We start from the raw sequence: 26,815 nt of genomic DNA, 5'->3' as shown, positions 1-26,815 counted from the left end.
TTTTTTGAAGGACCTGCAATAGTTTTTGAAAGTGAATTTACGGTTATTCCCGGTATTCAAAGTGGATTAGTTAAACCAGGAGATGTCGTCGTCATTAGGTATTGTGGGCCAAAAGGTGGTCCCGGAATGCCTGAAATGCTAAAACCAACTTCCGCAATTATGGGAGCTGGACTCGGCAGTAGTGTTGCATTGATTACTGACGGTAGGTTTTCTGGGGGTTCGCACGGTTTTGTAGTAGGACACGTTACACCAGAAGCATTTGATGGAGGTGGAATTGCCTTAGTGGAAAATGGAGATCTAATTACCATTGATGCCGTTAAAAATACCATCAATCTAAAAATTTCTGATGCTGAGTTTGCCAAAAGAAAAGCTGTTTGGGTTCAACCAGCTTTGAAAGCAACAAAAGGAGTTTTACTTAAATATGCCAGATCAGTCTCTAGTGCATCCACAGGATGTGTAACAGATAAGTAATCTCAAACCCCCAAATAAGGAATTGAGCAACAAGATGAAATTAAAATTCGATCAAAACAAAATTCCCTTTGCCAATCGGGCTACATGTCATGGATTTGCTGGGGTGAGGAAAAAATAGATACAATGACAAACAATAAAATATCAGGTGCCGAAGCCGTTATTAGATGCTTATTAGAAGAAGGAGTAAATTTAGTATACGGTTACCCCGGTGGGGCTATAATGCCAGTTTACGATGAATTGTATAAATTTAAAGATCAATTACATCACGTTTTAGTGCGTCACGAACAAGGCGCTACGCATGCTGCACAAGGTTTTGCAAGAGCAACAGGAAAAGTAGGAGTAGCAATAGCCACCTCTGGTCCGGGAGCTACCAATTTAGTTACTGGAATTGCTGATGCGCAAATAGATTCGACTCCAATGGTTTGTATTACTGGTCAAGTAGGAAAACATTTATTGGGGTCTGATGCGTTTCAAGAAACCGATATTATTGGGATTTCGACTCCGGTCACCAAATGGAATTACCAAATTACCGAAGCATCTGAAATTCCGGAGATTATTGCGAAAGCATTTTATATTGCCAAATCAGGTCGTCCAGGTCCCGTATTAATTGACATTACAAAAAATGCTCAGTTTGACAAAATTGAATTCAGTTATAAAAAATGTACCAGCATCAGAAGCTACAATCCTAAGCCAGTTCTAAATCTAGAAAAAGTTAAGGAAGCAGCTGCAATCATTAATACAGCTAAAAAACCGTTTATCGTTTTTGGTCAGGGAATTATTCTTGGTGAAGCCGAAGAACAGCTGAAAGCATTTGTTGAAAAATCAGGTATTCCTGCTGCATGGACCATTTTAGGACTTTCGGCATTGCCTACTGATCATCCGTTGAATGTGGGAATGTTAGGGATGCATGGTAATTATGGACCTAACGTTTTGACGAATGAATGTGATGTTTTAATTGCACTTGGAATGCGATTTGACGATCGGGTTACAGGAGATTTAGCCACATATGCAAAACAAGCCAAAGTCCTTCATTTTGAAATTGATCCTTCTGAGGTAGATAAAAACGTAAAAACAACGGTAGCTGTTCTGGCAGATGTCAAAGAGTCTTTAGCTGCTTTACTTCCTTTTATCGAAAGTAAAACACATGAATCTTGGCACAATGAATTTAAAGAAAAATATGAAATTGAATTAGAAGCCGTCATCAATGAGGAATTAAATCCTACAAATAATAAAGGAATTTCTATGGGTGAAACCATTGAAATGATCAACATACATTCGAAGGGAGATGCCATTATTGTTTCGGATGTGGGACAACACCAAATGTTTGCGTGTCGGTATGCCAAATTCAATTCGACCAAAAGTAATGTGACATCAGGTGGTTTAGGAACGATGGGATTTGCATTGCCAGCTGCCATTGGGGCAAAAATGGGAATGCCTAATCGTGAAGTCGTGGCCATAATTGGTGATGGCGGTTTTCAAATGACGATTCAGGAATTAGGAACTATTTTCCAGACTAAAGTTCCCGTGAAAATTGTGGTGCTGAACAATGAATTTTTAGGAATGGTACGCCAATGGCAGCAACTGTTTTTTGACAAAAGATATGCTTCAACCGAAATGACGAATCCAAATTTTATTGCCATTGCAGAAGGCTATTATATCAAAGCAAAAAAAGTATCTAAAAGAGAAGACCTTGATGCGGCTGTTGCCGAAATGATGGCCTCAAAAGAATCGTATTTCCTTGAGGTTATGGTAGAAAAAGAAAATAACGTATTCCCAATGATTCCTACAGGAGCATCGGTTTCAGACATTCGTTTGTGCTAAAAAAAGTTATTATGATTAATCGTTTAATCAATTGAACGATTAACCAATTAAACAAAAAAACATGGAAAATAAAACATTCACCATTTCTGTTTATTCAGAAAACAACGTGGGCTTATTAAATAGAATATCTGGAATATTCTTGAAACGCCACATCAATATTTTGAGTTTAAATGTATCGGAATCGGAGATCGAAAGCGTTTCCAGATTTATCATTGTAGTTAATACCACTGAAAAATGGGTACACAACATTGTGGGACAAATCGAAAAACAAATTGAAGTCATCAAAGCATTTTATCATATAGATGAAGAAACTATTTTCTTAGAAAATGCATTATTCAAAATTGAGTCGAGCCTGCTCTTTGACGAAAAACAAATTCAGAATATCATCAAAGAAAGCCATTCCGAAATAGTAACGGTTTCCAGAGACTTTTTTGTGATTTCAAAATCAGGGCAGCGCGATGAAATAGAATCATTGTACAATAAACTAAAACCATTTGGAATTATGCAATTTGTCCGGTCAGGCAGAATATCAGTTTCAAAGGAAAGAATGCAAATATCGACTTTATTAGAAACATTAAAATAAGTTTTGATTTACCGCTTTTCAAAAAAAATTAGAAAAAGAAAATAGGATAATTATCAAAGCTGCAAACAATAAATTTTACAATCATTAAATAATAAAAAATGGCAAATTATTTCAATTCATTACCTCTTAGATTACAATTAGAACAATTAGGTGCTTGCGAATTCATGGATCAGTCTGAATTTATAGACGGAATTAAAGCTTTAGCAGGTAAAAAAGTTGTCATTGTAGGCTGTGGTGCACAAGGTTTGAACCAAGGCTTGAACATGAGAGATTCTGGTCTGGATATTTCTTATGCTTTGCGCGCAGATGCAATTTCAGAACAAAGAGCGTCGTTTAAAAATGCTTCTGATAATGGATTCAAAGTGGGAACGTATGAAGAATTAATCCCAACGGCTGATTTGGTTTGTAACCTTACACCGGATAAGCAACATACTGCTGTAGTTACTGCAATCATGCCTTTGATGAAAAACGGATCAACTTTAGCGTATTCGCATGGTTTTAATATTGTAGAGGAAGGAATGCAAATTCGTAACGACATTACCGTTATAATGTGTGCTCCAAAATGTCCAGGATCTGAAGTGCGTGAAGAATATAAAAGAGGTTTTGGTGTACCTACATTAATAGCAGTTCATCCTGAAAACGATCCAAATGGAACTGGTTTTGACCAAGCAAAAGCGTATGCGGTTGCTACTGGAGGTCACAAAGCCGGAGTTTTAAATTCTTCATTTGTAGCTGAAGTAAAATCAGATTTAATGGGAGAACAAACCATTCTTTGCGGCATGTTACAAACAGGTTCTATTTTATGCTTTGACAAAATGGTCGAAAAAGGAATAGAACCAGCGTATGCTTCAAAATTGATACAATTTGGATGGGAAACCGTTACAGAAGCGCTAAAACACGGAGGGATTACAAACATGATGGATCGTTTGTCTAATCCTGCAAAAATTGAAGCGTACGAATTAGCAGATGAATTAAAAGACATCATGCGTCCACTGTTTCAAAAACACATGGATGATATTATTTCTGGCGAATTTTCCAAAAACATGATGATTGACTGGGCTAATGATGATATAAATTTATTGACTTGGAGAGCTGCAACTGCAGAAACTAATTTCGAAAAAACAGCTCCAACAGCTGCACATATTTCAGAACAAGAGTATTTTGACAATGGAGTTTTAATGATTGCAATGGTAAAAGCAGGTGTAGAATTGGCTTTCGAAACCATGACTCAGACAGGGATTATAGAAGAATCAGCCTATTATGAATCGTTACATGAATTGCCTTTGATTGCCAATACCGTGGCTAGAAAAAAATTATACGAAATGAACAGAATAATTTCTGATACTGCAGAATATGGTTGTTATTTATTTGATCATGCTTGTAAACCATTACTGACTGATTTCATGAAAACTATTGATACCAATGTTATAGGGAAACCATTTTCAACTTCAAACGGAGTACCAAATTCAGTTCTTATTGCAGTAAATAAAAGCATACGTCAACATCCAATTGAAGAAGTTGGAGAATGGCTTAGAGAGTCGATGACCGCAATGAAAAAAATTGGATAAAAATTAGGAATTACCACACAAGATCGTGTGTTGGAACTAGCACTATATCATTATTTTTTTGTCCTATTTTGAATTAGTTATAAGATAGTAAAAATAGTTTGTTTATAGTAGCTTTTACCTGTACTTAACTTGAAATGGAACAAAGTTAAGTGCAGTGATTCCTAGTTTTTTATTAAAAGTGATGCGTTTAGTATGTCTTGATTTTAAAACAATTTAAAAAAGATAATTTTTAGGAATAATCATCGCTCAAGCAAAATTATTTTGGTGATTTGGAATTCAAATAAAATCCTATTTATATATGGTAAGTTAATTGTTATAAATTTTTGTTGATGCAAAAGGCGGGATAATTAAATTTATCTTGCCTTTTACTATTTTAGATATTTATGTAAAAAAGTGAATAAAAATGACATTATTAGCAAAAAGTAATTTTTATTGAATAATTCGTTTTTTTTATTGGGTATTTATAGATTAAATAGTATTAATAATAGATTTAGATTTAATACTTTTATAAAAAATAAAAAGATGGGCTACTATAAAATTGAAAATTTAGAACAATATTTTAAACATTATAATAAATCAGTTCGGGAACCTAGAAAATTTTGGGGGAAAATAGCAGAAGAAAACTTTACTTGGTACCAACATTGGGATAAAGTTGTTGATTTTAATATGGCTGAAGGCGATATAAAATGGTTTACTGAAGCCAAAGTAAATATTGTAAAAAATTGTATTGATAGACATCTGGCGAAAAGAGGAGAAAAAACCGCTATCATTTTTGAACCAAATGATCCTTCAGAAACAGCATTGCACATCACTTATACTGAATTACACCAACGCGTTTGTAAAATGGCCAACGTATTACGGGAGCAAGGCATTAATAAGGGAGATCGCGTTTGTATTTACTTACCCATGATTCCAGAATTAGCGGTTTCAATATTAGCTTGTGCTAGAATAGGAGCTATTCACTCTGTAGTTTTTGCTGGTTTTTCAGCAACGGCAGTGGCTGCCCGAATTAATGATAGTGAATGTAAAATGGTTATTACTTCTGATGGGGGATATCGAGGCAACAAAACAATCGACTTAAAAGGAATTGTTGATGAAGCACTTGAAAAATGTCCTTGCGTTAAAAACGTACTAGTTGTAAAAAGAATTCAATCTGAAATTAATATGGTAGACGGTCGTGACCAATGGTTGCAACCTCTTTTAGACCAAGCTTCAGACAATAATGTTGCCGAAATCATGGATGCTGAAGATCCGTTATTTATTTTGTACACATCGGGTTCTACAGGAAAACCAAAAGGAATGGTACATACTACTGCAGGGTATATGGTTTATACGGCGTACACCTTCAAAAACGTATTTAATTATGAAGAAAATGATATTTTTTGGTGTACCGCTGATATTGGCTGGATTACAGGTCATTCCTACATTCTATATGGTCCTTTATTAAATGGAGCTACCACTGTAATTTTTGAAGGAGTTCCTTCCTATCCAGATTACAGTCGTTTTTGGGACACTATCGAAAAACATAAAGTCACACAATTTTACACTGCACCAACGGCTATTCGTGCTTTGGCAAAAGAGAATGTAGAATTTGTATTAAAATATCCATTGAAATCTTTAAAAGTTATTGGTTCCGTTGGTGAGCCTATCAACGAAGAAGCTTGGCACTGGTACAACAATCACGTTGGAGATAGAAGATGCCCCGTTGTAGATACATGGTGGCAAACTGAAACAGGAGGAATTATGATTTCACCAATTGCATTTGTTACTCCAACAAAACCTACCTATGCGACCTTGCCTTTACCTGGGATTCAACCTGTTTTGATGGATGAAAAACGAAATGAAATTGAAGGAAATCAAGTTGTAGGTAGTTTGTGTATCAAATTTCCTTGGCCCGGAATTGCCAGAACAATCTGGGGTGATCACCAGCGCTACAAAGACACTTATTTCTCTGCTTTTCCCGGTAAATTTTTCACAGGTGACGGAGCTTTGCGGGACGAAGTTGGCTATTATCGAATTACAGGAAGGGTTGATGATGTGGTAATCGTTTCAGGTCATAACTTAGGAACTGCACCCATAGAAGATGCCATAAATGAACATCCAGCTGTTGCTGAGTCAGCCATTGTAGGGTTTCCGCATGATATAAAAGGAAATGCGTTGTACGGTTTTGTAATTCTGAAAGAAACTGGAGAATATCGTGATAGAGTAAACCTTATTAAGGAGATTAATCAACATATTTCAGATCATATTGGACCAATCGCAAAATTAGATAAAATTCAGTTTGTAAGTGGTTTGCCAAAAACCCGTTCTGGAAAAATAATGAGAAGAATCCTTCGAAAAATTGCAGAAGGTGACTATTCTAATTTTGGAGATATTTCAACATTATTAAATCCAGAGATTGTCGAAGAAATAAAAGAAGGGAAATTGTAATGTGTCATTTCACATAAAAATACCTTTTAAAAAATCCTACGACAGTTAGCCTATTTTAATTTAAAAACCCTTTCAAATAATCAATTTTTGAAAGGGTTTTTTAGATTCTACAAAAATAAGTTTAAAGGATAAATCGACTTTTATCACATATTTAAACACAAATCCACACCTAAGATGTTAATGAAAACCCAATAGGGACATTGTTTTTGACTGCTTACTATAGGAATCCTATATTTACATTTAAAGTTAAATTCTCTATGTTTCAAATTGAAAAAAATTACAACATTGCACTCTGGTTAGACAAATGGTTTATTGAAGATTTTGGTATAGATGCAGTCCCAGCGTTGTATTTAAAACTGTTGACACTAATTTTTGTGTTGTTTACGATAAGCTTTTTATCTTGGTATTTTACAAAAATAGTTATTGTTCGTTCGGTACATAAAATTTTTTTAAAAACAAAAGTCGCTTGGGATGATATCCTAATCGATAAAAGAGTTTTTGAACAAATATCCTACTTAGTACCAGCTTTCATCGTAGTTTTAATTTCCCCATATATTTTTGGCGATTTTCCAATTCTAATTGGTTACGTCATTATCCTGACCAACATTTTTATCATTATGGTACTGATACGTGTTGCTATTACATTATTATCTGTCTTTGATGAAGTTTTATCTCAAACCATCATTTTAAAAGATAAACCAATTACCAGTTATGTTCAAGTACTTAAAATAATAGTCTATTTTATTGGGGGTATTTTAGTTTTATCGCTAATATTAGGAAAAAGTCCTTTCTATTTTCTAGGAGCAATGGGGGCCATGACCGCTATTTTGCTTTTAATTTTTAAAGACACAATTCTTGGATTTGTAGCTAGTATCCAAATGTCAGTTTATGACATGGTTAGGGTAGGGGACTGGATTTCGATGCCAAAATATGATGCAGATGGTGATGTTATGTCGATTAATTTGAATACTGTAAAAGTTCAAAATTGGGACCAAACAATTACATCAATTCCCACCTATGCTTTTATAACAGACTCTTTCAAGAACTGGCGTGGTATGAATGATTCTGGCGGCAGAAGAATAAAAAGAGCTATTTATTTAAAAGTTAGCAGTTTTCAGTTTTGCGACGAGGAAATGCTCTCCCAATTCAAAAAATATAAACTAATTCAAGATTACATCACTAAAACAGGAAATGATGTTCAAAAATTTAATGCTGAAATAAGTGATAGTGAAATCGTTTCTGTAAATACCCGAAGGCTGACGAACATAGGCGTTTTTAGAATATATGCTGAAAAATATATTACGGCGCATCCTGACATCAATAAAGATATGATTATTATGGTACGCCAGTTAGAATCAACTTCTAAGGGATTGCCACTAGAAATTTATTGCTTTAGTTCTGAAAAAGAATGGTTAAAATATGAGAATATTATATCTGATATTTTTGACCATCTGTTTACTATTACTTCAGAATTTGAATTAGAGGTATTTGAAGAACCTACAGGAAATGACTTTAGAAATATGAATAAATGATGCAACTGTGTAGCCAAAGATAATTGACGAATCAATCGCTTTCGGAAATTAAAATTAAATAATAACACCTGTTTTTTTATCATTTGTTTTAACAGTACTCACAAACAAATCCATAAATTTACTTCAAGATGAAAAATAAAGAAGTAATAATTATAGGTGGTGGTTTAGCCGGATTGACTTCAGCTATTCATTTATCTAAATTAGGGCTACAAGTAACGGTTATTGAAAAAAATAGTTTTCCCAAACATAAAGTTTGTGGCGAATATATATCCAATGAGGTGTTGCCTTATTTAAATTGGCTGGACGTAAACATAGCCGATTTGAATCCATCAAATATCACAAAATTAGAGTTTTCAACTGCTAGTGGAAAAACAATCAAAAGTAAATTACCTCTTGGTGGTTTTGGAATCAGTCGTTATGCTTTAGACCAATATTTGCATAAAAAAGCCTTAGAAAATGGGTGTACAATAATGCATGATCAGGTTGAAAACATTTTGTTTCAGGATAATCAATTTATAATCAACACTGCAAATGCTGCTGTTTTAAAAACAGAGCTCGTATTAGGAGCTTTTGGAAAACGATCGAATATTGATCAAAAAATGAATCGGAACTTTATTCAGAAAAAGGCACATTGGTTAGCCGTAAAAGCGCATTATTCAGGTAAATTTCCTAATGATGCAGTTGGATTACATCATTTTAAGGGAGGCTATTGTGGTGTTTCAAAAGTAGAAAATGAAGTCCTAAATATTTGTTATTTAGCCGATTATAAGACTTTTAAACAGTATAAAAATATTACTGAATACCAAAACAAAATCGTTTCTCAAAACCCGAATTTAAAAACAATTTTGGAAAACAGTACACTACTTTTTGAAAAACCGTTGACGATAAGTCAAATTTCTTTTGAGAAAAAACAAGCCGTTGAAAATCATATATTAATGATTGGTGATACAGCAGGACTGATTCATCCTTTGTGCGGAAACGGAATGGCAATGGCTATTCACAGTGCCAAAATTGCTTCAGAATTAATTGGAAAATTTTATAATTCCGAAATTAGTTCGAGAAGTGAATTAGAAAAGCAATACCAGCAACAATGGAATCTAAACTTCAAAGAAAGACTAAAAATGGGTCGATTATTATCAAATCTTTTGCAAAAGCAAAAACTTTCTGCAGCACTGCTGCGGTTATTAATTATATTTCCATTTTTATTGCCAAAAATCATTAAAAAAACGCACGGAAAACCCATAATGCTACCTAGTAAATGATGCTTAATACCAAATACAGAACGGACAAACCAGAAATCATGGATAATTTTGCCTTAGAAGGTGAAATCTTACGTGACGCTCTAGATAAAATTGCTAAAATCAATCAGCTTTTAGGGGGAAACCAGCTAACTTTACGAGGAGTTCAGGATTTGCTTAACAAAACTTCCACACTAGACGAAATTACAATCGTAGATGTGGGTTGTGGCAATGGTGACATGTTACGAGCCTTAGCCGATTATGGATTTAAAAATAAGTTGAAATTTAAATTGATTGGTATTGATGCAAACAATTTTACTTGTACACATGCACAACAATTATCTGAAAATTATTCCAATATAAGTTATCGTTGCGAAGATATTTTTGATAAACCTTTTGATGAATTAAAATATGATATTGTGCTATGCACGTTAACTTTACATCATTTCAAAGAGGATGAAATCATAAAGTTATTGCGTGTTTTTCATAACAACGCAACCATTGGAATTGTCATTAATGATTTACATCGAAATACTATTGCGTATCGCTTATTTCAAGCATTGTGTTTTGTATTTCGATTGAATACAATGTCACGAGAAGACGGATTAATTTCTATTTTAAGAGGCTTTAAAAAAGAGGAGTTAATACAGTTTTCTAGAAAATTAAATTTTAAAAACTATAAAATTCATTGGAAATGGGCTTTTCGCTATCAATGGATAATCAGGAAAGACTAAAATAAAATAGAATACAGAAAAAAGATATGTTTTAGCGTTCAATTTTCAAAGCTAATAGCTATCCGTTCATCATGTAAAAGTCTAAAAAAATATGAGTGTAAAAATTAAAACCGTTACTAAACAGTTACCTAAATATTCCCGAACTACTGCAGAGATTATTCCATTTTTAGATGCATGGTTAGTAGGTCAAGACGAGCGATTCATTAGAAAAGTAAAAAAGATTTTTGAAGGCGCAGCGGTAGACAAACGCTATTCTATTATGGATCCAATTGAAGTCTTTACTAAAACTTCCTTTGAAGAACGAAATGATATTTATGTTCGGGAAGTCATTGATTTAGGAGAAAAAGTTTTAGATAAAGCCCTACAAAAAGCGAATTGGAATCCCAAAGATTTAGATTATATTATTACCGTGAGTTGTACCGGAATCATGATTCCTTCATTAGATGCATATTTAATTAATAAATTAAAATTGCGGCAAGACATCGTGCGGCTTCCCGTTACTGAGATGGGTTGTGCTGCGGGAATTTCAGGAATTATTTATGCTAAAAATTTCTTGCAGGCCAATCCCGGAAAGCGAGCTGCCGTAATTGCTGTAGAAAGCCCAACAGCAACATTTCAACTAGATGATTTTTCGATGGCAAATATTGTAAGCGCAGCCATTTTTGGTGATGGAGCTGCTTGCGTTTTACTTTCTTCACATGATGATGATGAAGGTCCAGAAATAGTAGCAGAGGAAATGTATCATTTTTACGATAATATTCACATGATGGGTTTCAAACTCACTAATACAGGATTACAAATGATTCTGGATATTGAAGTTCCAGAAACAATAGCTTCTCATTTTCCGACTATTATTCACCCATTTTTAGAAAAAAATAATTTAAAAATTGAAGATATAGATCATCTTATTTTTCATCCCGGTGGAAAGAAAATTGTTCAAACCGTAGAGGCCTTATTTTCAGGTTTAGGAAAAAATATTGATGATACTAAAGATGTATTGCGTTCTTATGGTAATATGTCGAGTGCAACCGTTTTGTATGTTTTAGAACAAATTATGGAAAAGCAGCCAAAAAAGGGTGAGAAAGGATTAATGTTGAGTTTTGGTCCGGGTTTTTCAGCGCAACGGATTTTATTGCAATTTTAGCCATCTAACTCCCAAATGGAGGAATTTAAAAACTATGAAAAAAGAAGAAATTATATCAAAATTACCGTATTCTAAACCGTTTTTGTTTGTGGACGAAATTCTTCAAATCGATGAAAATGGAGTAGAGGGAACCTACACTTTTGATGCAAATCTCGATTTTTATAAAGGACATTTTAAAAATCATCCGGTAACTCCGGGAGTGATTTTGACAGAGGTCATGGCCCAAATTGGATTGGTTTGTCTTGGAGTTTTTTTATTAGATGATACATTTAATAGAAGTACGTCAATTGCTTTAACATCAACAGATATAGAGTTTTTAAAACCTGTTTTTCCAAATGAAAAAGTGATCGTAAGTTCAGAAAAAGTATACTTTAGATTTGGAAAACTCAAATGTAAAGTACTGATGAAAAATGAAAAAGATGATATAGTTGCGATGGGAACAATTGCAGGAATAATCCTTACCAAAGGAGAGGGAGCCGAAACTGGATTAAAATAATCTATTGAAAATATCATTGAAATTGAATTTTATATGAATAAAAGAGTAGTTATAACGGGTCTTGGTGTTGTTTCTCCAAATGGAGTTGGCGTTGATGCGTTTACTCATGCGATCAAAAACGGAGTTTCGGGGATTAAGCACGACAGTGAGTTAGAACGTTTGCATTTTTCTTGTCAAATTGCTGGAAAACCAGAAATTTCTGCTGCAGTTGCGTTAGAATATTTTTCTGAATTAGAGTTAAGAAACTTCAATTCTTCAGGGATTTTGTATGGTGTAATTGCCGGGATTGACGCTTGGAAGGACGCAGGATTACCATTGGAAATCAATGAGGAACCATATTGGGATAGCGGAACTATTTTTGGAACAGGAACTTCGGGAATTGATAAATTTCGCGAAAGCATTTATAAAATAGATGATTTACAAACCAGAAGATTAGGAAGTACTGCGGTAGCACAAACGATGAATAGTGGCGTGAGTGCTTATTTGGGTGGGAAATTAGGTCTGGGAAATCAAGTCTCTACTAACTCTTCCGCATGTACAACGGGAACTGAAAGCATTTTGATGGCGTATGAAAGAATTAAATCAGGACAGGCCAAACGTATTTTAGCAGGAAGCACCAGCGATTCAGGTCCTTATATTTGGGGTGGTTTTGATGCTATGAAAGTTTGTACTTTCAAGCATAATCAAAATCCTGAACTTGGCTCAAGGCCAATGTCTGTGAGTGCATCTGGATTTGTTCCCGGCAGTGGCGCTGGAGCTTTAGTTTTAGAAGATTTAGAAAGTGCCATTGCGCGTGGTGCTACCATTTATGCCGAGGTTTTGGGTGGAAATTTAAATTCTGGAGGTCAGCGCGGTTTAGGGACAATGACTGCGCCAAATCCAGTTGCGGTACAAAAATGCATATTAGCTGCTGTTGCAAATGCTGGAATTACTACCCAACAAATTGATGCTATTAATGGCCATTTAACAGCCACTTCCAAAGACAGTCTGGAGATTCAGAATTGGTGTGCTGCTTTAGATCGAAAGGGTATTGATTTTCCATATATCAATTCTTTAAAATCAATGGTGGGCCACTGTTTATCAGGTGCAGGAAGTATTGAAAGTGTGGCTTCGGTACTGCAACTGCACCAAGGATTTGTTTTTCCAAATATCAATTGTACTGATTTACATCCTGAAATTACAGCAATCATTGATGAATCAAGAATCCCACAGCAACTAATCGAAAAAGAATTAAATATAATTATAAAAGCTAGTTTTGGTTTTGGCGATGTAAATGGATGTGTTATTTTTAAAAAATATAAATCCTATTCTTAGAACTAATAAAGTAAAAAAGCCAATCCGAAAATAAATAAATTTTAATAGTTGAAATATTACTTTATTATTTAAAAAAATTGCAAACTAAATAACCCAATACAATGAACAAAGAACAAACAATTCAAGAACTAAAAGCCATCATAAAACCATATATCCTAAATCAAGAGGCTTTCGAAGTACTTACGGAAGAGACTGATTTCATTAATGATTTAAAGATAAATTCAGCAAATTTAGTAGATGTTATTTTAGATATTGAAGAAAAATACAACATATTGATCGATAACGAATCAATGGAGCGTATGATAAATGTAAAATCAGCGATGGCTATTATTGAAACCAAATTAGCTGAGAAAAGCAGTGAATCAGCTAAAAAATGATAGGAAATGACGTTGTGGATTTGGCTTTAGCCAAAAAAGAAAGCAATTGGCAGCGCAAACGTTTTTTAGATATAATTTTCACAAAGAACGAGCAGTCACTGATTTTGAACGACGCAAATCCAGAAATTATGGTTTGGAATTTATGGTCTAGAAAAGAGGCCGTTTATAAAATCTACAATCGGGAAACTGGAATTCGGGGCTATTTTCCTTTGCAATTAGAATGTTTTTACGAAAATGCAATCTGTGGAACCGTTTCCATTAAAGAAAAAATATATTATACCCAAACCAAAATAGATCAGGATTGCATTTATACGATAGCTGTTGTCCAAAAAGAGTCTTTTACAAAAATTAGAAACTTGAATTCCGACGATGTTATCTTTAAAAAAAATGGAATTCCTTACCGAATTGATGTAGATTCAAAAATGGAAAAACACGTCTCAATAAGCCATCACGGTCGGTTTTGGAAAGGAATAACCCTGTAATTTTGTTGTAAAATGCACTTTTTTTGCAATACAATAGGGTATAATTTCTAAACAATTGTCACGTTTAAATTACTGCAAATTTTTTTGGGAACCGTCACCGGCTTTAGTAAAGTAGACTAAAGTCATTTCACCCAATCACTAATTTTTCTTTATTAAAGCTAAATGCAGTGAAATAATTTATTTGAACTCATCACAAATCAGATTGACTGAGAGTTATTGTGTTATTATTACTATTATCACTTTATCCCAAGTCTGGATTTTAATTTTAAAAATAACAAAGCAGTTTTATACGCATCATCCGCAGCTGAATTTCGGTCACTTACGGGAATATTATATGCAGCACAAAGCTCCTCCAGAGAAAACTGTTTGTCATTGATGTCATTTAGTTTTCGGTGCATTACATCAATATCCAGCGCCTCATTTTTTAATCTTCCACAGCCAAGTCTTTCCAGGGCTACATTGATAATTTCGACATCAAAATCAATGTGATGTCCAACTAAAACGGAGTTGCCTATGAATTCAATAAACAATTTTATGGCTTCCGGTTCACCCAATTTTTTCATTTTACGCTCTACCAAAAATTCATTAGAAAGTCCATTATCATGAAAAAATTTATATTGCAATAGGACTGCTTCAAAATTATCTCCTATCACAATACTATTGTCAATTACTGAAAAGGAACCTATTGATAAGATAACATCTTTCACTGTATTCAAGCCTGAGGTTTCTGTAGACAAAACTACAAAACGAGATGATTTTTTCTCAAATTTAGAAACATAGGTTTTCCAAAAATCAGGATATTCTTTGTTAATGTTTTTTAACCAGTCTAACATAATTATGAAAATTGAGTCAGTTGAAATTTACTTTTTATTAATTCTTCCAATTCTCTCATTGGTGCTAATGCGTTTTTGAGTTTTTCTTTATCAATTTTTGATAATTCTTCTAAGTTTATAAATTGACCCGAATCATCATTTTTCAAACCTTCTAATGTTCTGAATTTTGATAAAGTCAAAAAGGCTTCTGCACAATTAAGATAAATTTCAGCATGTTTGGGATCCGCAATTGACAGTTGCTTGAATCGTTGAAACGTATTATTGATTCCTCTTATATCAAAATTTAAGGTAAACAATCGCGCACCATCAATCAGTGGCATCAAAGCGCGCGTTTTAATGTCAAATTTATCTTTGTTTGGACCATCTTCCTCTACATTGAATTTTTTGAAAAAACTAAGTGGAGCATTTTTTCTAAGAGCATCATTTCCTAAAAAGTCAAAGAATAATGTATTGTTTTTAGCATTTTTAAAAACCACATTTCCTATAGCATCCTCAATTTTTTGTTCTCCAAAAGTGATTTCATAATCAAAGAAAATACTACTCAAATCATTACTGTTTTCTCCGGGAGTATTCATCCAATTATCATATTGTTTAATCCAATCAGTCAATGATTTACACCAAAGAATATTACTTCCCATGTGCCCATTTGGACACAATTCATACCCAATTTTTTCCAGCGTGGCAGTAGTTTTTTTCGCAAGTTTAATAAAATAATCTTTGACCTCTCGATATTTATCTGCAGCTACATCTTCAAAGATCAAAATACTGTCTTGATCCGTCAATAAAAGTTGTTCTTTTCTTCCCTGACTTCCAATACTCAACCATGCAAAACGAGCAGGAGGAGAGCCTAAATCCAAAATAGATAGCTCTACAGAACGTTTTATAATAGCTAAATTAATTTCGCTTGCAATATTAAAAACGTGAGATAGCGGAATATTTTTAGAAATTGAAGTCTGAACCAAATCTGTTAAACGTTCCCGTATTTGTTTGAGTTCTTTGGGAGACTGACATCTTTTAATTTCCTTGATTAAAACTCCAGGATTATTGGCTTGAGCCACAATCAAATCGTGCTCGGATATAATTCCTTTTACGTTAGATTTATCAGTGCCGTCCTGGGTTACGCATAAATGGGTTACATTGTGTTTTAACATTAACAATTGAGCCTCGGCAAGGGAAACATTTTCAACCACAGTAATGACCGGTGAAGACATAATTTTATCTACTGTCACTGTCACTGGATACCTGCCAGTGGCAATTTTAGAGCGCATATCGGTATCCGTTATAATACCCATAGGAATATTATTCTCACAAACGATTACGTTATTTTTCAACGATTCCGTCATTAATTGAGCAACATCTTTTACAATTGCTAACAGATTTGTTTTTAAAGGAGAAGTGTTATACGATAAAGACTGAAAATATTGCATTTCAGATTGCTGATCCGAGTAGAATACATTATCAGAAATTAATTTTCCAGTTAAATTTTCTTTAGCTTTTGGATTGCGGGTGTTAACGGCAAAACTTTCTAATAAAAAGTTTAAAACCTCAAAATTATTAGCGACAAACGGGCGGAAAGTAGCAATAGGAATTGCATAAACAATACTTTCTTCTCTCGCTTTAGCGGTCATCATGTAATTGTTTTTAGCAAAAAAAGGACGCAGGCCAAATATATCACCTTCCGTACATTTATTTAATAATGTTTCCTCAGCATCTGCAATGATCGATAAATTAATTGCACCAGAAGAAACAAGATAAAAACTGTCATGTAAAAGATCATTTATTTGAAATAGTGTTTTGTGTTTTTCCAAATTTATAACACGAATACTTGCTGCAATTTCTGATAATTCTTCAAAAGTCAAGTAATTAAATGGCTGGAATTCTTTTAAAAAATCAGCAATATGTTCCGCAATTGAATTCATAATTTGTAGAGTAAAATAAGTATCGATTGTAAAAATAACAAATTTAAAAATTATAATACAATGATAATTGACGCAAAAAAATTAAATTATACAATTACTAATGTTTTCATAAAATAAGCACTGATTGTGATGTATTAAAAATAACTTTTTTTACTTTTATCTTAGAAATTAAAATATTTAAAATCATGAGATTACTTAGAAAAATACATTTTTCATTAATTGCTTTATTAATTGTAAATGTAGCTGGAGCTCAAGGAAAACCGGCTAGTGGTAAAGAAGTTGTTACTGGAAAGATTAATGGTGCTGAAATCACGATCAATTATGGAAGTCCATCAGTTAAAGGAAGAGAAATCTGGGGCACACTAGTTCCTTTTGACCAAGTTTGGCGTGCCGGTGCGAATGATGCAACTACATTTGAAACCAATAAAGATATTACTATTGAAGGAAGAAAATTACCAGCAGGAAAATATTCTTTTTTTGTTATTCCAAACAAAAAAGAATGTATAATCATTTTCAACAAAGAAGCTAAACAATGGGGCGCTTACAAATACAAAGAACAAGATGATCAATTAAGAGTAACTGTTAAGCCGCAAGCAGTAAATACATCTACTGAAAAATTGGTGTATCACATCAATGCCAATAGCGTTGTTTTAAGTTGGGGAAACTGGAATATTCCGGTTGTTGTCAAATAAATAGAGAAAACTTACTGTAAAAGCATTACCATTAGGTGATGCTTTTTTTGTTGTTGTATCAAAAGAATTATTATGTTCAGTGAAGTTCTATTTTACATAATATAAATTATAGATCATTTTTAAACATTGTAAATACGCTAAAATAGCAACCTTTATATGTTAGTTTAATTGGTCAAGCCGTTGTTCATTTCGAAGGCTTATGCAGCAAAGAGCTTTTATCAATGGACTGACACAATTTCCGCTTTGTTGGAAATACGTTCTAAAAACCCAGATTTCAATCATTTTGTTTCAATTTTAGCCCTTTTGAACCTAAATATTGGTCTTTTTGATGCATTTAACGAATTTCTTTAGTATAATGGAGTTTTGGCTTGGTTTTGGCGGCGTTACTAAATATAAGTTTAAACTAAACTATTTGCTGCATAAAAATTATGCAAAGAATTTTTTAAAATTAAAAAATAAAAGTATGATTCAAGTTAAAGAGAATAACACGGTTAAAGTACATTACACTGGAAAATTATCTGACGGTCAGGTATTTGATAGTTCCGAAGGAAAAGAACCGATAGAATTTACTTTAGGACAAGGACGTTTGATACCAGGTTTTGAAAAAGGCTTGATTGATATGAAATTACAAGAAAAGAAAACGATTACGATTGTTGCCGAAGACGCTTATGGCGCTGTAAGAAGCGATTTAATCCAAGAAATACCTAAAACTGAACTTCCACAAGATATTCTTCCAGAGGTTGGAATGGGACTTGTTTCTAAATCTTCTGATGGTAAGGAAATGAATTTATTAGTTGCAGATGTAAAAGCTGACAGTATAATTCTAGATGGAAATCATCCATTGGCAGGTAAAGACCTAACTTTTGATCTTGAAGTAGTTGAAATCAAAGACGCTCCTGTAGCGCAATAACATTATCTACCTACTTTCTTATAACCTGACAACTTTAGTTGAAATTTTTCAATTAAAACTGTCAGGTTTTTTTGTGACTTGTAAGAAAGAATTTAGAACTAAGTTTTAAACTGTTATAATTATTGAAATAACCTAAATTATTATCTTTAAATCAGATAATATTAAGTGTGTTGTAGGCTCCCCATACACTAAAAGGCGGTCTATAAATTGTTGCAGGTGCAATTGATCTACTAAAACTACATTCATAATAATGTTTTGGGGTCCAGTGATTCTGAATACTTCATGTATCTCCGGAAAATCTTTTAGCTGGTCACAAAACAGTTGTAGTTTTCCACTAAAAAGCTTGAAAAGTATAAAAACTTCTAATCCATAACCCAATTTTTGATTATTTAACTGAAGCTTATATCCTTGTATAACGGCAGCATCCTCTAATTTCTGAATGCGTTCTCTTACCGAAGACGGTGAAAGTCCAATTTGTTTCCCAATATCTACATAGGACGCTCTTGAATTTTGTTCTAATTGCGTTATTATTTTTAAATCTAGCACATCAACCATTATAAAAGTTTTAAGAACTAAAAATAGCATTTTTTAACGGAAAAAGGCTATTTTATCAATAGAATAAATTTTAATATCATCCGTGCTAATGGTACTTTTGATTCATGGATACAACGTTATTACTACTTACAATAGGGATTTTTGCAGGGTTTTTTATTCAAACGATTATCGGTTTTGGCGGTTCTTTAGTAGCATTGCCATTCTTATTGTTTGTCATGCCTTTGTCTGAAGCGGTGTCATATCTTTCGATTTTTTATTTAATCTCCTCTCCTATTTATGTTTACAAAGAATGGGAACATATTGACAAGCACTTATTAAAAAAGATAGCTTTTACTTCCTTTTTTGGAGTGTTAGCAGGAATACTAGTTTTAGTTTACGGAAAACCATTTATTCTTAAACAGGCATTGGGTGTTTTTATTATCCTTTTTGTGTTGAATAGTCTTCGGATCAAAAAGAAATTAAGACTTTTAAAAAAAACAAAACATTTTTTTGGTTTTCTTGGAGGCTTTTTCTCCGGTGTATTTTCTACTGGAGGTCCGTTATATGTAATGATTGTACAAAATGAAACTACTGATATAAAAACGTTCAGAGCCACTATGTTTGGTACTTTGGGACTAGTTACGCTTTTTCGAATACCCGCTTTGGTTGCGGGTGGATTAATGAATATGGAGCAAATTTACAATTCAATCTACGTTATACCTTTTTTTATACTTGCTTTATTTCTTGGCAAAAAAGTCTATTTAAAGCTTAATGAAGTGCTACTAAAAAGAGTTGTTTTAGGTCTTTTATTTGTATCAGGACTGATGCTTGTTTTTAAAGTTTAAAGAAATATCATGGACCTTGCTTTTGACAACATTATTGATCACTTTAAACTATAAACAAATAAATTTTGTTGGGCTGATCTTTTGTTAAAAGTATTTCCGGTATGTTTTCTTTTTGAAACGTATTAATACAAAAATCGTTTAATTAGGATCATAATTATTTACCTTTGCAAAAAATTAAAAATTGCATCTTCCATGATTCATTCTGAAATGACCCAAAAAAAATACATCAAATTAATTCTTATTTTAGGTTCATTGACTGCGCTTGGCCCTTTTTCCATAGACATGTATTTACCTGGTTTTGCCGGAATAGCTAAAGATTTGAACACTTCTGTTGCAAATGTTTCTATGACTTTGTCCAGTTATTTTATTGGAATTTCTGCAGGACAATTACTTTATGGTCCTTTATTAGATCGTTTTGGCCGCAAAAAACCTCTTTTTATCGGGTTGTTAGTTTATATATTAGCCTCTTTGGGCTGCGCTTTTGTTACTGATATTGATACTTTTATTGGACTGCGATTCATTCAGGCTGTAGGCAGTTGTGCTGCAACGGTAGCTTCAGTGTCAATGGTTCGGGATTTATTTCCAGTAAAAGATATTCCTAAAGTGTTTTCTCTCTTGATGTTAGTTGTAGGGCTTTCGCCAATGCTAGCTCCTACTGTAGGCGGTTATGTAACTACTTATTACGGCTGGCATACTGTGTTTTTAATACTGATGGTTATGGGAATTGTTATTCTTGTAGCAGCTCAAATTATTTTGCCTAATACTTTCAAACCGGACACTACGATTTCATTGAAGCCAAAACCAATTATTACTAATTTTTTACAAATTGTTAAAGTGCCTCAATTTTATACTTATGCGTTTACCGGAGCAATTGCGTTTTCAGGTTTATTTACGTATGTGGCGGCCTCTCCTATTTTGTTTATGGATATTTTCAAGGTAGACGGTAAAACGTATGGCTGGATTTTTGCCTTCATGTCTTTGAGTTTTATCAGTGCGAGTCAGTTAAATTCTATTTTACTGCGAAAATTCACCAGTGAACAAATGATTTTTGGTGCCTTAATTACACAATCCGTAATCAGTGTTTTGTTTTTGATATTCGCTAGCAATGATCTTTTGGGTTTATATGAAACCATCGCCATGCTATTTTTATTCTTGGCGTGTTTAGGAATCTCTAATCCTAATACTGCAGGACTTACTCTTGCTCCTTTTTCAAGAAATGCAGGAAGTGCTTCTGCTTTGATGGGTGCTATTCAATTAGGATTGGGTGCTCTAGCATCTTTTGCAGTTGGTGTTTTTGTAAAAAATTCTATGTTACCAATGGTTTTGATCATGACAACATCAACTGTGCTGGCATTGATCATATTAATTATTGGAAAACGAAAAATAAAAAAAACCATTACAACTTCTGGTGATGAAATTGTAATGGTTCATTAATGGTTTACAAAAGCGAATTAAATTAGTTCATTCGCTTTTGTTTTTTTATTGGTTTCTCCGTTTTTAAAAGGACTTCATTTTTTGTTTGAAGCAAATGATTAGCCAAGACCTTTTCTATTAGTTCGTCTTTAGTAAGATGATGAAAAACCGTTTTTATTTTGTCTTTTAACTCTGAATCAATATCGTGATTGGGTTTTATCTTAAAGATTTGCTTTGCCCATAACAACGTATTATTTTCTTCAATGCTGGCAACAGTTGGTTTTTTGAATTCTTTGAATTCTATTCCTAATTCTTTTTCGAAATCAGCTATTTCAATTACTTCTTCTGGCTGTAACACTGTTAACGAAAGTCCCTTTGCTCCTGCTCTGGCTGTTCTACCACTACGATGTACGTACGCTTCATAAACATCCGGAAGATGATAATTGACTACATAAGAAATCTCTTTTACGTCAATTCCTCTTGCCGCTAAATCTGTTGCTACTAGTATATTGATATGTCCTTCACGAAATTGCTCCATGATTCGGTCTCTAATTCCCTGCGATAAACTTCCATGCAATGCGCCTGAAGAAAAGCGATTTATTGCTAAATTTTTGGCTAATTTATTGACCGCTGCTTTTGTTTTACAAAAAACAATACCGCGTTCACCTTCTTTAGAATTCAGGAAATGCATTAAAACGTCCAGTTTTTCAATGGGATTTACAACAATATATTGATGATCAATCCCTTGATTTCCCACTATTTCCATGTTGGCACTTACGTGTACTACGTTTTTATTCAAATAGTTTTGAATCAATTGTTTTACCGTTCCTGGCATGGTAGCCGAGAATAAAAAGGTTTTATGTGCTGCAGGCAATTCTGCAATAATTTCGTCTAAACTTTCTTTTAATATCGTCACCATTTCATCGGCTTCATCGAGCACGAGGAATCTGGTTTCTTTTAAGTTTATGGCTTTGCGCTGAATTAAATCGATTAATCTTCCAGGCGTTGCCACAACAATATGTGTGGGTATTGTAAGGCGTTCGATTTGTGGTTTGATTGGAATTCCTCCGCAAGTTGATGCAATAGAAACTTTAGGTAAAAAAGTAGCAAATATTGATAAATTTTTAAATATCTGTTGGCCTAATTCCCGCGTCGGTGCAAGAATTACGGCTTGTATCACAGGTAATTCTGTATTTATTAATTGCAAAATTGGCAATCCAAAAGCTGCTGTTTTTCCGGTACCTGTTTTAGCAAGTCCAACCAAATCCGTTGTATTTGATAAAAGCAACGGAATCGTTTTTGACTGAATTTCTGTTGGTACAACAATTTTTAATTCGGTAATCGCTTTTAGTATTGGTGCTGAAATTCCTAAATCAGAGAATTGTTTTGGCATTTTTTTAGATTTTATATTTTACAAAAAATAGTTGTTTTATAACCGTAATGTTTAGCCCCGATGGAAACGGTATCCTGTTGTGGCGGGGTTCGCCACAACAGATATAATGTACAGCGGGATTAGCTCCTTAAAAAACAAAGATTACTCTTCGTCGGGCTCGTTCATGATTTTTTCACGATACTTTTTCCCAGTCAGTAATACTAGTTTCAATTTGTAATCATCTACAAGCCATTCCCGGTAATTTTTACTGCACTGACTCAAACATTTTGAATAGCGCTTGATGCGACAATCAATGTCATCATCTAGTTCTTTTCCCAGCGCTTTAGCCTCTTGTAAGGTATCTGAATTATCAATACACATGGAGGCGTGCTGTTCTAATGATCTTTCTAAAACTACTTTAGATCGTAAATTTTGTTTGATGATAAGTTTGTGTTCTTCATCAACATCAAAAGTTACAAGTTCTGTTTTACTGAATTTAGCACGTAATTCTGGCGGCATGCTGTATTTAAAATACAATTCTATTTCAGTGTCATCTCGTAGATTTTCCAAGTAAAACTCAGGAGATTTAAAAATGTGTTGCCAGTTTACCGGCTCACTCCATAGGCCAAATCGTGCTGCATTATTTCCTAAATCGATAACATTAAAAATGTCTTTATTGGGTAATTTTCTAGAACCACGACCAATCATTTGGTAATATAAGGTCAATGATTTTGTTGCTCTGTTCAGAATTATAGTTTCTACGGTTGGTTCATCAAAACCGGTAGTCAAAATCCCAACTGAGGTCAAAATGGCATCAGGTGTGTGCTTGAACCAATGTAGAATATCTTTTCTTTCCTCGTTATTGCTGGTATTATCTAAATGGCGAATGGCATATCCGGCTTCTCTAAACGTTTCGTATACATACAAAGAGGTATTGATTCCGTTATTGAAGATTAAGGTTTTCTTGCCTAGAGATTTTTCAGTGTAGGCATGCAATAATTTTTCCTGCATGGCCATATTGGTATATAAATCATCGGAAGATTTTACGGTATAATCACCATTGATCCCTACTTTTAGCGATGTTAAACCTACATCATAGCTGTAGGTAACCGCTTTGGCTAGAAAGCCGTTTTCTATCAATGAGCTAATGGTATCTCCTACGATTAATTCATCGTAGCTTTCATGCATGGGTAACTTAATATTTGAACTTAAAGGCGTTGCTGTAACTCCTAATATAAATGCATTTTTGAAAGAGCTTAACAATTTGCGGAAGGAATTGTAATGCGCCTCATCAATAATTACCAATCCTACATTATCTAAATGCAGTTTTTCGTCATTGATACGGTTTTTCAAAGTTTCTACCATGGCGACAAAACAGGAATAATCGTTTTGGTCTGGAAGTTCTTTTACTTTGCTGTTGATAATTTTGTTTTTGACATCAAAACCTTTCAACATTCTTGAAGTTTGCTTACACAACTCAATTCGGTGCGTTAAAACAACAACTTTACTGTCGGATTGTGATAAATAACGGCGTACAATTTCAGAAAACACTACGGTTTTACCTCCACCGGTAGGCAATTGATACAACAAGTGGTGTTGTGGCGGTGCATTATCTATTCGTTCAAAGATGGCATCTATATCACCTTTTTGATACGCATAAAGTTCTTTTTTGTCTTCTGTTTCTATTTCTGAAGTATTTTGGGACATTGCTTATTATTGGGTTTTTGCAAAAATACGCCTAAAAAACAGTTAAAAGGTCAATTTTAATTAAAAATAAAGGGATTGATTCAATTAATTTAAATTATGTAGCAATTTAATATTCAAACCGCTCTAAAATTGCATTAAACTCAGGTTCGTTGTACCATTTTTGCGCAATAGTTTGCGTGTGAATGGCAATAATTCTTTTTTTGAAGTCAGAAAGTATTCCGTTTGCAATCAAGAAAATTGCGGCTTGCTCAAACGAATTGAACATACTTTTGAAAAATAAATCGTGTTTTATAACATGTTCCGATGAAAATGTTTGTGCAATTTCGATATTATAAAGCATGACATCTGCAATGACAAATGGATCAACTCCTAAAACCGTAAAGTGCTTTATATATTTTTGGGCAACGGAACGCCTCATTTTAGGTTTGCTGCGCCTCCCGGATTTTTTTAGAGGGTAATATTCATTGGAAATTTTGAGTTTGCATTGCTGCAAAAGCGTTTCTTCTTTTGGATTAAAAACAAAATCATAATAGACCTTCACAGGACTGAATTTCTCGTATAATTCGATTATTTGCTCTTCGAGCTGTTCTTTAGTCAATTCGGCTACGTATTTTTTTAAATCGCGTTTGCTCATTATCAAAGTTTAAGAATACAAAAGTAATTTACTTTAGGAATCAATGCGCCGTAAATCAATGATATTACTTAATTTTGACACAAATAATGGTATAAGACCATTTTTTCAGCACGTAAATTTTTACTTTTACCACTAAAATCAATATTTATGCTTAAAATTTTTAAGATTGTCGCACTACTGGAAGGAGTATCCTACTTGGTTTTATTTTCGAATATGCTTATCGTGAAACCCACTAATATTGAGCTATATAAATCACTTCTTTATCCTATTGGAATGGCACATGGAATCTTATTTGTAAGCTATATTATACTTGCTATAATGTTGAAATTTGAACAAAATTGGGAATTCAAAAAATTTGGAATTATTTGTTTGGGTTCTTTAATTCCTTTTGGGACTTTTTATATAGATAAGAAATACCTGCAAAATGTATAAATACATAGAAAAAATATTCACTTTTCTATATCCAATTTTCCGAAAATGGGGATTGGGAAGTAGTTCCGCTTCTTATATTAGTTTAGTGCTAAATATTATTTTTTTGTGCGTAATGGCGTATGTCATCTACGTAATTTTCCGACTTATTTTGGTTACTATAATGGCTGTTATTGCCCAAAAAACCAAAACTAAATTCGATGATTTGCTGGTGACTAATAAAACAGCAAAATACATTGCGCATTTAATTCCGCTGTTGTTCATTTACAAATCAGTTCCCATAATTTTAGAACGATTTGAATACTGGGAAGGCTTTTTTGGAAAATTGGTTGGAATCTACATTATTATTCTGGTTCTATGGATTATCCGAACTATTTTCAATGCATTACGCGATTATTTAAAACTAAAACCAAGATATAGCGATAAACCTATTGACAGTTTCATTCAGGTAATTATGATCATGTTGTGGGTGATTGGAATTACATTAATCATTTCAAAATTATTTGAGATTGATAAAAAAGAACTTTTAACTATTTTAGGAGCCGTTTCGGCCGTAATCATATTGATTTTCAGAGATACCATTTTAGGTTTTGTGTCTAGTGTGCAGGTTTCTATAAATGACATGGTTCGAATTGGCGACTGGATCACGATGGATAAATTTGGAGCTGATGGTGATGTTATCGAAATCAATTTAGCGACCGTAAAAGTTCGGAATTTTGATAACACCACAACCACAATTCCAACCTATAGTTTGAGTTCAGACTCGTTTCAAAACTGGCGCGGAATGCTGAATTCAGATGGCCGACGCATCAAAAGGCACATTCTGATAAAAACAAGTAGCATTCGGTTTTTAAAAGAAGAAGAGTTGAATGATTTGAAAAAAATTCATCTTATTTCGGATTATATTGACAGTCGAAAATCAGAAATTGACGACTATAATTCTAAACATAAGGTAGACAAATCAATTGCTATAAATGGACGAAATTTAACTAATTTAGGATTATTCCGAAAATACATAACGGAATACTTATTCAATTATCCTGAGTTAAATAAAGACATGCTGATGCTTTGTCGACAGTTGCAATCGACCGCACACGGCGTGCCGCTCGAGGTTTACGCATTTTCGCATGACAAGCGATTTGAAAATTACGAATATATCATGTCAGATATATTTGACCATATTATTGCGTCAGTGGGGTATTTTGATTTAGAAATTTTTGAAACAAATACAGAGAATGAATTTCAAGTTTAATACTAAGCAATAAGAATAAAACAATGTTGCATATTTTTTACCATATAAGTCATGTAAGTTTAAGTTTCAATTGTGTTAGCCTTGT

The 26,815-nt window shown here is 33.5% G+C and carries 24 protein-coding genes and 1 pseudogene; 19 read left to right on the top strand and 6 right to left on the bottom strand.

Annotated elements, in window-relative coordinates; genetic code table 11:
- The 13 genes and pseudogenes from ACEN2F_RS13125 to ACEN2F_RS13065 form a co-directional block, all read left to right on the top strand.
- A pseudogene (locus ACEN2F_RS13125) lies at positions 1 to 471 on the top strand (dihydroxy-acid dehydratase); the annotation flags it as partial.
- A gap of 123 nt (positions 472 to 594) precedes the next feature.
- Positions 595 to 2,292 (top strand): biosynthetic-type acetolactate synthase large subunit, encoded by a 1,698-nt coding sequence (gene ilvB, locus ACEN2F_RS13120; protein ID WP_441739859.1) that lies wholly within the window; start codon positions 595 to 597, stop codon positions 2,290 to 2,292.
- Between the two features lie 61 nt (positions 2,293 to 2,353).
- A complete protein-coding gene (ilvN, locus tag ACEN2F_RS13115; RefSeq protein WP_441739857.1) occupies positions 2,354 to 2,875 on the top strand; it encodes an acetolactate synthase small subunit in 522 nt (173 codons plus the stop codon).
- 98 nt (positions 2,876 to 2,973) lie between these two features.
- Positions 2,974 to 4,443 (top strand): ketol-acid reductoisomerase, encoded by a 1,470-nt coding sequence (gene ilvC / locus ACEN2F_RS13110; protein WP_441739854.1) that lies wholly within the window; start codon positions 2,974 to 2,976, stop codon positions 4,441 to 4,443.
- Between the two features lie 522 nt (positions 4,444 to 4,965).
- Positions 4,966 to 6,873 carry an acetate--CoA ligase gene (gene acs, locus ACEN2F_RS13105; protein ID WP_441739851.1) on the top strand — a complete coding sequence of 636 codons (1,908 nt, stop codon included), beginning with the start codon at positions 4,966 to 4,968 and terminating at the stop codon, positions 6,871 to 6,873.
- Positions 6,874 to 7,130: 257 nt separating this feature from the next.
- On the top strand, positions 7,131 to 8,405 hold the full coding sequence (locus tag ACEN2F_RS13100) for a mechanosensitive ion channel family protein (RefSeq protein WP_441739848.1): 1,275 nt from the start codon (positions 7,131 to 7,133) through the stop codon (positions 8,403 to 8,405).
- A 128-nt stretch (positions 8,406 to 8,533) separates the two neighbouring features.
- The gene (locus tag ACEN2F_RS13095) at positions 8,534 to 9,667 is read left to right on the top strand and encodes an NAD(P)/FAD-dependent oxidoreductase (RefSeq protein WP_441739845.1); all 1,134 of its coding nucleotides are present in this window, start codon (positions 8,534 to 8,536) and stop codon (positions 9,665 to 9,667) included.
- The gene (locus ACEN2F_RS13090; RefSeq protein ID WP_441739843.1) at positions 9,664 to 10,377 is read left to right on the top strand and encodes a methyltransferase domain-containing protein; all 714 of its coding nucleotides are present in this window, start codon (positions 9,664 to 9,666) and stop codon (positions 10,375 to 10,377) included. Before ACEN2F_RS13095 ends, ACEN2F_RS13090 begins: the two co-directional genes overlap by 4 nt.
- 91 nt (positions 10,378 to 10,468) lie before the next feature.
- A complete protein-coding gene (locus ACEN2F_RS13085) occupies positions 10,469 to 11,521 on the top strand; it encodes a type III polyketide synthase (RefSeq protein WP_441739840.1) in 1,053 nt (350 codons plus the stop codon).
- Between the two features lie 34 nt (positions 11,522 to 11,555).
- Positions 11,556 to 12,017: a 3-hydroxyacyl-ACP dehydratase FabZ family protein gene (locus tag ACEN2F_RS13080; RefSeq protein WP_441739837.1), complete on the top strand. Its 462-nt coding sequence runs from the start codon at positions 11,556 to 11,558 to the stop codon at positions 12,015 to 12,017.
- Positions 12,018 to 12,050: 33 nt separating this feature from the next.
- Positions 12,051 to 13,331, top strand: coding sequence for a beta-ketoacyl-[acyl-carrier-protein] synthase family protein (locus ACEN2F_RS13075; protein ID WP_441739834.1), 1,281 nt, complete (start codon positions 12,051 to 12,053; stop codon positions 13,329 to 13,331).
- Between the two features lie 101 nt (positions 13,332 to 13,432).
- Positions 13,433 to 13,708, top strand: a complete 276-nt coding sequence (locus tag ACEN2F_RS13070; RefSeq protein ID WP_441739831.1) for an acyl carrier protein — start codon at positions 13,433 to 13,435, stop codon at positions 13,706 to 13,708.
- Positions 13,705 to 14,190: a 4'-phosphopantetheinyl transferase family protein gene (locus ACEN2F_RS13065; protein ID WP_441739829.1), complete on the top strand. Its 486-nt coding sequence runs from the start codon at positions 13,705 to 13,707 to the stop codon at positions 14,188 to 14,190. The genes ACEN2F_RS13070 and ACEN2F_RS13065 overlap by 4 nt, the downstream gene beginning before the upstream one ends.
- Before the next feature lie 236 nt (positions 14,191 to 14,426).
- On the opposite strand, the gene ACEN2F_RS13060 is transcribed toward ACEN2F_RS13065, so the two are convergent.
- Positions 14,427 to 15,023, bottom strand: a complete 597-nt coding sequence (locus ACEN2F_RS13060) for a 3'-5' exonuclease (protein ID WP_441739826.1) — start codon at positions 15,021 to 15,023, stop codon at positions 14,427 to 14,429.
- A gap of 2 nt (positions 15,024 to 15,025) precedes the next feature.
- On the bottom strand, positions 15,026 to 16,942 hold the full coding sequence (locus ACEN2F_RS13055; RefSeq protein WP_441739824.1) for a DUF294 nucleotidyltransferase-like domain-containing protein: 1,917 nt from the start codon (positions 16,940 to 16,942) through the stop codon (positions 15,026 to 15,028).
- Between the two features lie 185 nt (positions 16,943 to 17,127).
- Here ACEN2F_RS13055 and ACEN2F_RS13050 point away from each other — a divergent pair, with 185 nt between their 5' ends.
- Positions 17,128 to 17,634, top strand: a complete 507-nt coding sequence (locus ACEN2F_RS13050) for a DUF2911 domain-containing protein (RefSeq protein ID WP_441739821.1) — start codon at positions 17,128 to 17,130, stop codon at positions 17,632 to 17,634.
- Positions 17,635 to 18,097: 463 nt separating this feature from the next.
- The gene (locus tag ACEN2F_RS13045) at positions 18,098 to 18,544 is read left to right on the top strand and encodes an FKBP-type peptidyl-prolyl cis-trans isomerase (RefSeq protein WP_441739818.1); all 447 of its coding nucleotides are present in this window, start codon (positions 18,098 to 18,100) and stop codon (positions 18,542 to 18,544) included.
- Positions 18,545 to 18,676: 132 nt separating this feature from the next.
- Here the strand turns inward: ACEN2F_RS13045 and ACEN2F_RS13040 are convergent, their stop codons facing one another.
- On the bottom strand, positions 18,677 to 19,099 hold the full coding sequence (locus tag ACEN2F_RS13040) for an Lrp/AsnC family transcriptional regulator (RefSeq protein ID WP_441739816.1): 423 nt from the start codon (positions 19,097 to 19,099) through the stop codon (positions 18,677 to 18,679).
- Positions 19,100 to 19,203: 104 nt separating this feature from the next.
- Here ACEN2F_RS13040 and ACEN2F_RS13035 point away from each other — a divergent pair, with 104 nt between their 5' ends.
- Both ACEN2F_RS13035 and ACEN2F_RS13030 read left to right on the top strand, forming a co-directional pair.
- Positions 19,204 to 19,923 carry a TSUP family transporter gene (locus ACEN2F_RS13035; protein ID WP_441739813.1) on the top strand — a complete coding sequence of 240 codons (720 nt, stop codon included), beginning with the start codon at positions 19,204 to 19,206 and terminating at the stop codon, positions 19,921 to 19,923.
- Between the two features lie 207 nt (positions 19,924 to 20,130).
- Positions 20,131 to 21,357: a multidrug effflux MFS transporter gene (locus ACEN2F_RS13030; protein WP_441739862.1), complete on the top strand. Its 1,227-nt coding sequence runs from the start codon at positions 20,131 to 20,133 to the stop codon at positions 21,355 to 21,357.
- Between the two features lie 22 nt (positions 21,358 to 21,379).
- Here the strand turns inward: ACEN2F_RS13030 and ACEN2F_RS13025 are convergent, their stop codons facing one another.
- The 3 genes from ACEN2F_RS13025 to ACEN2F_RS13015 all read right to left on the bottom strand — a co-directional run bounded on the left by ACEN2F_RS13025 (position 21,380) and on the right by ACEN2F_RS13015 (position 25,049).
- Positions 21,380 to 22,729: a DEAD/DEAH box helicase gene (locus tag ACEN2F_RS13025; RefSeq protein ID WP_441739810.1), complete on the bottom strand. Its 1,350-nt coding sequence runs from the start codon at positions 22,727 to 22,729 to the stop codon at positions 21,380 to 21,382.
- 141 nt (positions 22,730 to 22,870) lie between these two features.
- Positions 22,871 to 24,415: a DEAD/DEAH box helicase gene (locus ACEN2F_RS13020; RefSeq protein ID WP_441739808.1), complete on the bottom strand. Its 1,545-nt coding sequence runs from the start codon at positions 24,413 to 24,415 to the stop codon at positions 22,871 to 22,873.
- Positions 24,416 to 24,521: 106 nt separating this feature from the next.
- On the bottom strand, positions 24,522 to 25,049 hold the full coding sequence (locus ACEN2F_RS13015) for a DUF6155 family protein (RefSeq protein WP_441739806.1): 528 nt from the start codon (positions 25,047 to 25,049) through the stop codon (positions 24,522 to 24,524).
- 147 nt (positions 25,050 to 25,196) lie between these two features.
- Between ACEN2F_RS13015 and ACEN2F_RS13010 the strand changes: the two genes are divergently transcribed.
- Both ACEN2F_RS13010 and ACEN2F_RS13005 read left to right on the top strand, forming a co-directional pair.
- On the top strand, positions 25,197 to 25,481 hold the full coding sequence (locus tag ACEN2F_RS13010) for a DUF3817 domain-containing protein (protein WP_441739804.1): 285 nt from the start codon (positions 25,197 to 25,199) through the stop codon (positions 25,479 to 25,481).
- Complete coding sequence (locus ACEN2F_RS13005) at positions 25,474 to 26,730, top strand: mechanosensitive ion channel family protein (RefSeq protein WP_441739801.1); 1,257 nt, start codon at positions 25,474 to 25,476, stop codon at positions 26,728 to 26,730. Before ACEN2F_RS13010 ends, ACEN2F_RS13005 begins: the two co-directional genes overlap by 8 nt.
- The last annotated feature ends 85 nt before the right edge of the window (positions 26,731 to 26,815 follow it).

The organism is Flavobacterium sp. W20_MBD1_R3 (assembly GCF_052119725.1).
Classification (GTDB): Bacteria; Bacteroidota; Bacteroidia; order Flavobacteriales; family Flavobacteriaceae; genus Flavobacterium.
The sequence above is the reverse complement of the archived record's forward strand: the minus strand, read 5'-3'. Positions and strand labels throughout refer to the sequence as shown.

What these genes read in the sequence shown, in the direction of transcription:
- ilvB (WP_441739859.1), top strand. Translation starts at nt 595, where the DNA reads ATGACAAACAATAAAATATCAGGTGCCGAAGCCGTTATTAGATGCTTA.
- ilvN (WP_441739857.1), top strand. Translation starts at nt 2,354, where the DNA reads ATGGAAAATAAAACATTCACCATTTCTGTTTATTCAGAAAACAACGTG.
- ilvC (WP_441739854.1), top strand. Translation starts at nt 2,974, where the DNA reads ATGGCAAATTATTTCAATTCATTACCTCTTAGATTACAATTAGAACAA.
- acs (WP_441739851.1), top strand. Translation starts at nt 4,966, where the DNA reads ATGGGCTACTATAAAATTGAAAATTTAGAACAATATTTTAAACATTAT.
- ACEN2F_RS13100 (WP_441739848.1), top strand. Translation starts at nt 7,131, where the DNA reads ATGTTTCAAATTGAAAAAAATTACAACATTGCACTCTGGTTAGACAAA.
- ACEN2F_RS13095 (WP_441739845.1), top strand. Translation starts at nt 8,534, where the DNA reads ATGAAAAATAAAGAAGTAATAATTATAGGTGGTGGTTTAGCCGGATTG.
- ACEN2F_RS13090 (WP_441739843.1), top strand. Translation starts at nt 9,664, where the DNA reads ATGATGCTTAATACCAAATACAGAACGGACAAACCAGAAATCATGGAT.
- ACEN2F_RS13085 (WP_441739840.1), top strand. Translation starts at nt 10,469, where the DNA reads ATGAGTGTAAAAATTAAAACCGTTACTAAACAGTTACCTAAATATTCC.
- ACEN2F_RS13080 (WP_441739837.1), top strand. Translation starts at nt 11,556, where the DNA reads ATGAAAAAAGAAGAAATTATATCAAAATTACCGTATTCTAAACCGTTT.
- ACEN2F_RS13075 (WP_441739834.1), top strand. Translation starts at nt 12,051, where the DNA reads ATGAATAAAAGAGTAGTTATAACGGGTCTTGGTGTTGTTTCTCCAAAT.
- ACEN2F_RS13070 (WP_441739831.1), top strand. Translation starts at nt 13,433, where the DNA reads ATGAACAAAGAACAAACAATTCAAGAACTAAAAGCCATCATAAAACCA.
- ACEN2F_RS13065 (WP_441739829.1), top strand. Translation starts at nt 13,705, where the DNA reads ATGATAGGAAATGACGTTGTGGATTTGGCTTTAGCCAAAAAAGAAAGC.
- ACEN2F_RS13060 (WP_441739826.1), bottom strand. Translation starts at nt 15,023, where the DNA reads ATGTTAGACTGGTTAAAAAACATTAACAAAGAATATCCTGATTTTTGG.
- ACEN2F_RS13055 (WP_441739824.1), bottom strand. Translation starts at nt 16,942, where the DNA reads ATGAATTCAATTGCGGAACATATTGCTGATTTTTTAAAAGAATTCCAG.
- ACEN2F_RS13050 (WP_441739821.1), top strand. Translation starts at nt 17,128, where the DNA reads ATGAGATTACTTAGAAAAATACATTTTTCATTAATTGCTTTATTAATT.
- ACEN2F_RS13045 (WP_441739818.1), top strand. Translation starts at nt 18,098, where the DNA reads ATGATTCAAGTTAAAGAGAATAACACGGTTAAAGTACATTACACTGGA.
- ACEN2F_RS13040 (WP_441739816.1), bottom strand. Translation starts at nt 19,099, where the DNA reads ATGGTTGATGTGCTAGATTTAAAAATAATAACGCAATTAGAACAAAAT.
- ACEN2F_RS13035 (WP_441739813.1), top strand. Translation starts at nt 19,204, where the DNA reads ATGGATACAACGTTATTACTACTTACAATAGGGATTTTTGCAGGGTTT.
- ACEN2F_RS13030 (WP_441739862.1), top strand. Translation starts at nt 20,131, where the DNA reads ATGACCCAAAAAAAATACATCAAATTAATTCTTATTTTAGGTTCATTG.
- ACEN2F_RS13025 (WP_441739810.1), bottom strand. Translation starts at nt 22,729, where the DNA reads ATGCCAAAACAATTCTCTGATTTAGGAATTTCAGCACCAATACTAAAA.
- ACEN2F_RS13020 (WP_441739808.1), bottom strand. Translation starts at nt 24,415, where the DNA reads ATGTCCCAAAATACTTCAGAAATAGAAACAGAAGACAAAAAAGAACTT.
- ACEN2F_RS13015 (WP_441739806.1), bottom strand. Translation starts at nt 25,049, where the DNA reads ATGAGCAAACGCGATTTAAAAAAATACGTAGCCGAATTGACTAAAGAA.
- ACEN2F_RS13010 (WP_441739804.1), top strand. Translation starts at nt 25,197, where the DNA reads ATGCTTAAAATTTTTAAGATTGTCGCACTACTGGAAGGAGTATCCTAC.
- ACEN2F_RS13005 (WP_441739801.1), top strand. Translation starts at nt 25,474, where the DNA reads ATGTATAAATACATAGAAAAAATATTCACTTTTCTATATCCAATTTTC.